Source organism: Staphylococcus simiae (assembly GCF_002902085.1).
Lineage (GTDB): Bacteria > Bacillota > Bacilli > Staphylococcales > Staphylococcaceae > Staphylococcus > Staphylococcus simiae.
In genome coordinates this window covers 1-7837 of sequence record NZ_PPQR01000070.1, presented here as the reverse complement: position 1 = coordinate 7837, position 7837 = coordinate 1, and the positions used below count along the sequence as shown (strand labels likewise).

The following is a 7837-nucleotide window of genomic DNA, read 5'->3' as shown; positions in this document are numbered from 1 at the left end:
GCATGTTAGAGTTTCTGCTATCTTGATAGCTAGAAAATCTTATGCAGTTTATTATGAAGTAATAAACTGTAAACCTATTTCAGATAACCAGTTTCTCTATGTTGGGTCCCTACCTCAGGAGTCTTGGCTTCAAATTAATTTTCGTTTTAAAATTATTCGTTTTTTATTTATCAGTCCTAAAAAATAGGGAACCTCATTGTCATGGCTTAGTAATCTAACATCTATTTGACTGTAAATATTCTATGATCAGAATTTAGATTTGTAGTGGCTCGGTGCCAATCTTTGTCTACCTAGAACATTATAGAAAAAATGTAGTCCTAAATTTTTCAGTGACAGTTCTTACTTTACTTAACATAAATAGAGAATAACGCTTCTATATTGGGTTTGAAATTCAGTGTTTTTAGTATGAACTTGAGTGAAATTTTATTTACTTCTATTACTACATATCAAGCCAAAAAGAGAATCAATATTGCTGAATTAGTATTTACTGGGGTATATATAAGCAAATTGTACTTACGTGTCGTGTTAAGTACCAGACAGCTTATTTTATGGGATAGAAATAAGGAGGCAAAATCGTGGAAGAGTTTAAACAACATTATAAAGGTTTAATTGACGAAAGTTTAACCAATCAAGATCAGAAAGAATTAATAAAAAAATGTGAGAAGTATACAGACGAAGTCATCAGAAAAGACGTTTTGCCTGAGGATATCGTAGAGATACATAAGAAATATATTTTAACGCTAGACTTAACTAAAGAAGATATTTTTAAAACGTTAGTCGTCTTACAAGAAATTGTTAAAGGCTTTGGATATAGTTATAGAGATTATCAGAAATTAGTAGATAAACTTCAAGTCCACGATAAAGAAATAGATTTAGCATCTAGCCTACAACAAACAATGCTAAAAACAGATATCCCACAGTTTGATAGTATACAAATAGGCGTTATCTCAGTCGCTGCACAAAAAGTAAGTGGAGATTATTTTAATTTAATAGATCATAATGATGGGACTATGAGTTTTGCAGTTGCCGACGTGATAGGTAAAGGTATTCCAGCTGCACTTGCGATGAGTATGATTAAATTTGGTATGGACTCATATGGACACTCTCAACTACCGAGTGATGGGTTAAAACGATTAAATCGTGTTGTCGAGAAAAATGTTAATCAAAATATGTTTGTTACAATGTTTTATGGTTTATATGAAGAAATGAACCATTTATTATACTGTAGTTCAGCTGGCCATGAACCTGGATATATTTATCGAGCTGAAAAAGAACAATTCGAAGAAATTTCAGTTAAAGGTAGAGTGTTAGGAATTAGCCCGAATACAAGATATCAACAACAAGAAATCCCGATTTATTTAGATGATTTGATTATCATTTTTACAGATGGTGTAACTGAAGCTAGAAATACTGAAGGTGAGTTTATTGATAAAAATCAACTGCTAGACTATATAGAGAAACATAAACATATGCATCCACAAGATATCGTCCAAATTATATATGAAGCTATTTTAAAGCTACAAAATCCTAGTAAAAAAGATGATATGACTATATTAATTATTAAAAGAGTAAATTAATTAACTTTAAAGATTTAAAATCATTTATTTGGGTATAATATAATTTGAATTATAAAATTTTAACGAAACACATTGTGTAACTATAAATTTAGTAAATTAAAGTAGGAGTGTATTTAAATGAATTTAAATATAGAAACTGTCACTTATGATGATTATTACGAAGTCAAAGTGGGTGGAGAATTGGATGTTTATACAGTACCTGAATTAGAAGAGGTACTAACACCAATGCGCCAAGATGGTTCACGTGATATTCGTGTTAATCTAGAAAATGTTACTTACATGGATTCGACAGGATTAGGACTCTTTGTAGGAACATTAAAAGCATTAAATCAACATGATAAAGAATTATACATTTTAGGTGTATCAGATCGTATCGGAAGATTGTTTGATATCACTGGATTGAAAGATTTAATGCATGTTAATGAAGGAACGGAGGTTGAGTAACATGCAATCAAAAGAAGATTTTATTGAAATGCGTCTTCCAGCCTCAGCAGAATATGTTAGTTTAATTCGCTTAACGTTATCTGGTGTATTTACAAGAGCTGGTGCATCATATGATGATATTGAAGATGCTAAAATTGCAGTAAGTGAAGCAGTAACAAATGCTGTTAAACATGCATATAAAGAGAAAAAAGAAGTTGGCATGATTAATTTGTATTTTGATATTTTAGATGATCGTATTAAAATTGTTATTTCTGATCAAGGTGACAGTTTTGATTATGAAACAACTAAAACACAAATTGGACCATATGATGAAAATGAAAGTATTGATTTCCTTCGCGAAGGTGGCTTAGGTTTGTTTTTAATTGAATCATTGATGGATGAAGTGACAGTTTATAAAGAATCTGGTGTTACGATTAGTATGACCAAGTATATAAAAAAAGAGCAGGTGCGAAATAATGGCGAAAGAGTCGAAATCAGCTAATGAAGTTTCACCTGAACAAATTAACCAATGGATTAAAGAACACCAAGAAAATTCGAATAGTGAAGCACAAGATAAATTAGTTAGACATTATCAAAAACTAATTGAATCTTTAGCATACAAATATTCAAAAGGGCAATCACATCATGAAGATTTAGTTCAAGTTGGTATGGTTGGTTTAATAGGTGCCATCAATAGATTCGATATGTCCTTTGAACGAAAATTTGAAGCCTTTTTAGTACCAACTGTAATAGGTGAAATCAAAAGATATTTAAGGGATAAAACATGGAGTGTTCATGTACCAAGAAGAATTAAAGAAATTGGGCCAAGAATTAAAAAGGTTAGTGATGAATTAACAGCAGAGTTAGAAAGGTCCCCATCAATTAGTGAAATTGCTGATAGATTGGAAGTGTCAGACGAAGAAGTTCTAGAAGCGATGGAGATGGGGCAAAGTTATAATGCTTTAAGTGTCGACCATTCCATAGAAGCAGACAAAGATGGTTCAACAGTAACGTTGTTAGATATTATGGGTCAGCAAGATGACAACTATGATTTAACAGAAAAACGTATGATCTTAGAAAGAATATTACCTATTTTATCCGAACGAGAACGAGAAATTATTCAATGTACATTTATTGAAGGTTTGAGTCAAAAAGAAACTGGTGAACGTATTGGTTTAAGCCAAATGCATGTTTCTAGATTACAAAGGACAGCCATCAAAAAATTACAAAATGCAGCTAATCAATAACTTTGAGTTTTTACGTTATATTTTTTACGTTAATGCATGTAACACTCATATGTTTACACAATTAATACAATAATTAAGAAGCCGAATGATTAAAAATTTTGGCTTCTTTTTTATGATCATTTTAGTAATAAGAAATCTAACTGGTCGTTGATTAGCCGAAGATTATAATGAAGTTGTTGAAATTAAGATGAGACAAAGGATGTCATATTCAACTATATACATTTAGCGGAAACTATTAGTATTGAAACACGTTAAGAACATAACATTTTGTAATTTTAAACGAGCTTGGTGCAGTGGGGTAATGACAGCCATTGTTAGAAATTTTATTGATATCTTGCTCCCAGTTGTTAGTAATATTGTGATGATGATAACAATAATGCATATTTAAATAGATAGTTATGTAAGTCACAGAGCCTGGGACAAAATGTATTTTACACTTAAATTTAAGCATTTGGCAGTAACTGTTTGGTTTTCAAAACGTTGATAAATCACCATTTTGAAAACCTAGTCAGTCTTGCCGGGGTGGAAGGGACCCAACACAAAAAAACTGGTTAGTCAGTTTTTTCAGACAATGCAGGGACCCGTCATAGAAAAATTTTAAAAATAAAATTTTTTCTTTTATGTGCAAGACGGGCATCTACGAAATAAATTTTATATAAAATTTATTTCTGTCCCACTCCCACAGTAAAAAAATGAATATGTTAAAATGGGGAAGTAAATTATAGAAAAGAGTGGTTTAGTAAATGGATAATAATTTGATTCAATCTATAATAGAAAAGTATCAATTTAGTAAGAAACAAATAGAAGCAGTGTTAAGTTTATTAGAAGAAAAAAATACCGTACCGTTTATTGCTCGCTATAGAAAAGAGCAAACAGGTGGTTTAGATGAAGTTGAAATTAAACAAATTGATGATGAATATCAATATATAGTTAATCTACAAAAACGTAAAGAAGAAGTCATTAAGAATATTGAACAACAAGGCCTATTAACTGATGACTTAAGACAAGATATTTTAAAACAAACAAAGCTGCAACGTGTTGAAGATTTATATAGACCATTCAAGCAAAAGAAAAAGACGAGAGCGACTGAAGCTAAACGCAAAGGTTTGGAACCTTTTGCTAAATGGATAAGACAAGCGAAACATGAAGTGGATATTAACGATAAAGCACAACAGTTTTTTAATGAAGAAGTTACTACTGTTGATGAAGCGATAAAAGGAGCACAAGATATTATCGCTGAACAAATATCAGATAATCCAAAATATAGAACTAAAATATTAAAAGATATGTATCACCAAGGATCCATTATCACAACTAAAAAGAAAAACGCTGAAGATGATAAAGGCATTTTTGAAATGTATTACAATTATAGTGAACCTATTAAAAAAATTGCCAATCATCGCGTATTAGCAGTCAATCGTGGTGAAAAAGAGAAAATATTAACGGTTAAGTTTGACTTTGATACAACACAGATAGAAGCATTAATTACCAAACAAGAAATAATTCAAGACAATCCTTACCAAGATTATATTATTGAGGCTATAAGAGATAGTTTAAAACGTTTAATTATACCTTCGATTGAAAGAGAAATTCAGAGTGATTTGACGGAAAAAGCTGAACATCATGCTATTTTGGTATTTAGTGAAAATTTAAGAAATTTACTTTTACAACCACCAATGAAAGGAAAACAAATATTAGGGGTCGATCCTGCATTCAGAACAGGTTGTAAATTAGCTGTTATCAATCCGTTCGGTACTTTTGTTGCTAAAGGTGTGATTTATCCGCACCCACCAGTATCAAAAATTGAGGCTGCAGAAAAAACATTTGTCAACTTGGTTCGAGATTATGATGTACAATTGATTGCAATAGGCAATGGCACAGCAAGTCGTGAAACTGAACAATTTGTGGCAGACATTATTAAGAAACATGAATTACCAGTACAATTTATTATTGTCAATGAAGCGGGGGCGTCAGTGTATTCAGCGTCTGAAGTTGCAAGAGATGAATTTCCTGATTTTCAGGTTGAAGAACGTAGTGCAGTATCCATCGGTCGACGCGTACAAGATCCACTCAGTGAACTAGTTAAAATTGATCCGAAATCAATAGGTGTTGGTCAATATCAACATGATGTTAATCAAAAAGAATTAGAAAATGCGTTAACATTTGTCGTAGAAACTGCGGTTAACCAAGTTGGTGTTGATGTGAATACAGCTTCACAATCATTATTACAATATGTATCAGGACTAAGTCCTCAAATTGCTAAAAATATTATTACTTATAGAGAAGAAAATGGTGCAATAAAACATAATAAAGAAATTAGTAAAATTAAACGATTGGGTGCCAAGACATTTGAACAAAGTATTGGCTTTTTAAGAATAGTAGAAGGTACAGAACCATTAGATAATACATCAATTCACCCAGAAAGTTATCAAACGACATATCAATTATTAGACAAACTTGGATTTAGTGGTACTGACATTGGAACAGATGCGTTAAAAGATAAATTAAACAAATTAAACATTGATGATTTAGCTCAAGAGTTGCATATAGGCTTACCAACTTTAGAAGATATTATCAAATCTTTAAAAGCACCAAATAGAGATCCTAGGGATGAATACGAAACACCAATCCTTAAATCAGATGTGTTATCAATTGAAGATTTAAAAGAAGGGATGAAATTAAGTGGGACAGTTCGTAATGTTGTAGATTTTGGCGCTTTTGTAGATATTGGTGTTAAACAAGATGGTTTAGTACATGTTTCAAAATTATCTAAGAAATTCGTCAAAAATCCTATGGATATAGTTAGTGTTGGAGACATTGTAGATGTTTGGATACTCTCTATAGATAGAGATAAGGATAAAGTCGCACTAACAATGATTGATCCACATGAATAATGATGAGCTGCAATTATTAACTGAAAGATTATCAAAAGATAAGTTTGGTCTCTCTTTTAATCATAAAGCGTATTTTAATAAGCGCTTAAGAACTACTGGTGGACGTTATTTATTAAAATCGCATAATATAGAGATAAATCCTAAGCAATATCAACATTTTGGGGAAGAAGATGTTAAAAAGATTATTCTACATGAGTTGTGTCACTATCACTTGCACATTGCAGGTAGAGGATATCAACATAAAGACAGAGACTTTAAAATATTAAGTCAGCAAGTAGGCGCACCAAGATTTTGTAATAGCATACAAAGTTATGAACAACGCGCTAATTATGAATATCAATGCACAAAATGCCATGCTAAGTATTTACGTATTAGAAAAGTAGATACTAAACGAATGAGATGTGGTAAGTGTAATGGTCAATTGAAAATGATTAAGCTCCTCCACAAATAAGAAGAGAAGTATTCCGAATCTGTATTTAATAACAATTTGGGGAATGTGGAAATGTTAAGTAGGTAACCTAATAACAAGCATGTAAATATAACTAGGCATAAGTATTAGAGTTCAATAACTTTATTACTTATGCCTAGTTTTCATTTTGTTAGTGGTTGTGGGATAGAAATAAAATTTTAAAAAATATATCTCGATGATGATGTAGGGATTACTCATTTATGTAAACTCTGAATGTGGATTTTTAATAACGGACTAATCTACTGCGTTAACATTGACTAAGAATATAAAAAGTTGATTTAAATATAGTGAAGACTGTTTGTTTCAATGATCTAATGTTAAATATAGTATTATGCTTTTTAGTTAGTTACATGATGTTACGACTGAATGTTGAAATTAAATAAATAATATTTATTATTTCAGATTTGACTTAGAAAAAGTATAGTTCGAATTGAATTAAGCACCAAAATGTTTCAATTTTGATGATAGTTGTATGGTTAATCTATCTATTAAGACAAGAAGAAAAGTTGAAATAGAAAAATGAGTGTTATCATTTTTACTACTAAAAAGTGATAAAGCGTTAATATGACTAATATTACTTTTATTGATTTAGAAATAATATATTTTAGTATTGACTATTAAAACGATATTTCGTATGATTAAACACGTTCCTTTTTTACAAAACACATACAATTTTATGTAATAAAAGGATAAAATCAAAAGATAAAAGATTTTGAAAAAGTTATTGACTTTTGTAGCTTATTACTTTAATATTATTAACGTTCTGTTAAAAACTTATTACTTTTGTTAAATAAAAGTTAAAAAAGTGAATATAAGTTATTGACTTCGTGATATAGATATTTTATAATAAATATCGTTCTAAAAAACAAGCCGTTTTAAATGCGTTTTGCCAGCGGTCGTGGCGGAACGGCAGACGCGCTAGGTTGAGGGCCTAGTGGGAGTAATCCCGTGGAGGTTCAAATCCTCTCGGCCGCACCAAAAAATACTTAAGTTAATAAGCGGGTGTAGTTTAATGGCAAAACCTCAGCCTTCCAAGCTGATGTTGTGGGTTCGATTCCCATCACCCGCTCCATAGAAGATTTAAAATGAACATTGAAAACTGAATGACAATATGTCAACGTTAATTCCAAAAAACGTAACATTAAGTTACAAACATTATTTAGTATTATGAGCTAATCAAACATCATAAATTTTTATGGAGAGTTTGATCCTGGCTCAGGATGAACG

At 30.9% G+C, this 7837-nt stretch carries 7 protein-coding genes and 2 tRNA genes; all 9 read left to right on the top strand.

What is annotated here, in order from left to right; genetic code table 11:
* Positions 1 to 187: hypothetical protein (locus tag CD113_RS12785; protein ID WP_206167418.1), on the top strand; the 187-nt coding region annotated here is incomplete at its 5' end.
* A gap of 388 nt (positions 188 to 575) precedes the next feature.
* Positions 576 to 1577 (top strand): SpoIIE family protein phosphatase, encoded by a 1002-nt coding sequence (locus CD113_RS08625; protein WP_002464554.1) that lies wholly within the window; start codon positions 576 to 578, stop codon positions 1575 to 1577.
* Between the two features lie 117 nt (positions 1578 to 1694).
* Positions 1695 to 2021 carry an anti-sigma factor antagonist gene (locus tag CD113_RS08620; RefSeq protein WP_002464555.1) on the top strand — a complete coding sequence of 109 codons (327 nt, stop codon included), beginning with the start codon at positions 1695 to 1697 and terminating at the stop codon, positions 2019 to 2021.
* 1 nt (position 2022) lies between these two features.
* A complete protein-coding gene (gene rsbW / locus CD113_RS08615; RefSeq protein WP_002464556.1) occupies positions 2023 to 2502 on the top strand; it encodes an anti-sigma B factor RsbW in 480 nt (159 codons plus the stop codon).
* Positions 2477 to 3247: an RNA polymerase sigma factor SigB gene (gene sigB, locus CD113_RS08610; RefSeq protein ID WP_002464557.1), complete on the top strand. Its 771-nt coding sequence runs from the start codon at positions 2477 to 2479 to the stop codon at positions 3245 to 3247. Before rsbW ends, sigB begins: the two co-directional genes overlap by 26 nt.
* Positions 3248 to 3990: 743 nt before the next feature.
* Positions 3991 to 6141: a Tex family protein gene (locus CD113_RS08605; protein WP_002463664.1), complete on the top strand. Its 2151-nt coding sequence runs from the start codon at positions 3991 to 3993 to the stop codon at positions 6139 to 6141.
* Positions 6134 to 6592, top strand: coding sequence for a SprT family protein (locus CD113_RS08600; protein ID WP_002463667.1), 459 nt, complete (start codon positions 6134 to 6136; stop codon positions 6590 to 6592). Before CD113_RS08605 ends, CD113_RS08600 begins: the two co-directional genes overlap by 8 nt.
* A gap of 910 nt (positions 6593 to 7502) precedes the next feature.
* Positions 7503 to 7588: transfer RNA gene (locus tag CD113_RS08595), tRNA-Leu, on the top strand.
* A 20-nt stretch (positions 7589 to 7608) separates the two neighbouring features.
* Positions 7609 to 7682: transfer RNA gene (locus CD113_RS08590), tRNA-Gly, on the top strand.
* The last annotated feature ends 155 nt before the right edge of the window (positions 7683 to 7837 follow it).